The following is a 1075-nucleotide window of genomic DNA, read 5'->3' as shown; positions in this document are numbered from 1 at the left end:
CTTGCACTTTTGGCTCAGGGATTAGGAGTCCAAGATAAGATCGGCATTTTCTCGAACAACATGCCGCAATGGACGATTGCTGATTTCGCCGCATTGCAACTGCGTGGCGTGACGGTGCCTATCTACCCAACCAATACTGCCGCTCAGTCGGCATACATCATCGACAACGCAGACGTAAAAGTTCTGTTTGTTGGCGAACAGCCTCAGTTTGATGCTGCTGTGAGCATTTTTGAACAATGTGAGCAGTTAGAGCTGATTGTTGCGATGTCGGACGATATTGAGCTTGGCGATCATGACTTTGCTATCTCTTGGAAAGACTTTGTCGCAAAAGGCGATACAAGCCATCAAGCTGAACTTGATGAGCGTTTGGAACAAGCGAAAGTTGATGATTTGCTTACGCTGATCTACACCTCAGGTACCACAGGTCAACCTAAGGGCGTGATGTTGGATTATGGCAACATCGCAGCGCAGCTAGAAGGTCACGACCAACGCTTGAGCTTATCTCAAGATGATGTTTCTTTGTGTTTCCTTCCGCTTTCACACGTATTTGAACGCGCTTGGACATTCTACGTATTATACAAAGGTGCGACGAACTGTTACTTGCAAGACACAATGCAGGTGCGCGATGCCTTGAGTGAAGTGCGTCCAACCGTGATGTGTGCGGTTCCTCGTTTCTACGAAAAGATTTTCTCAGCGATTCACGAGAAAGTGTCTCGAGCACCGATTCATCGCAAGATCATGTTTACTTGGGCGGTGAACATGGGCGCGAAAATGGCACTTTGCCATCAAGAAAAGCGCAAACCTTCGATGATGCTGCGTAAAGCACACGCATGAGCTGACAAGCTGGTGCTCAGTAAGCTGCGCGCACTGCTCGGTGGTCGTATCAACTTTATGCCATGTGGTGGCGCGAAGTTGGATGAAACCATTGGTCGCTTCTTCCATGCGATTGGCATCAACGTGAAGTTGGGCTACGGCATGACAGAAACCACCGCGACGATTTCGTGCTGGGATGACAAGTGCTTTGATCCGGATTCTATCGGTATGTCGATGCCTGGCGCGCAAGTGAAGATTGGCG

1 pseudogene is annotated in these 1075 nt (G+C 49.1%); it reads left to right on the top strand.

Features of this window, described 5'->3' with window-relative positions:
- Positions 1-1075, top strand: a pseudogene (locus tag R8N46_RS25385) (AMP-dependent synthetase/ligase); the annotation flags it as partial.

Origin of the sequence: Vibrio sp. 1874, assembly GCF_033344395.1 — a bacterium.
Lineage (GTDB): Bacteria > Pseudomonadota > Gammaproteobacteria > Enterobacterales > Vibrionaceae > Vibrio > Vibrio alginolyticus.
Note: the sequence above shows the minus strand (reverse complement) of the source record. Positions and strands in the feature narration are given on the sequence as shown.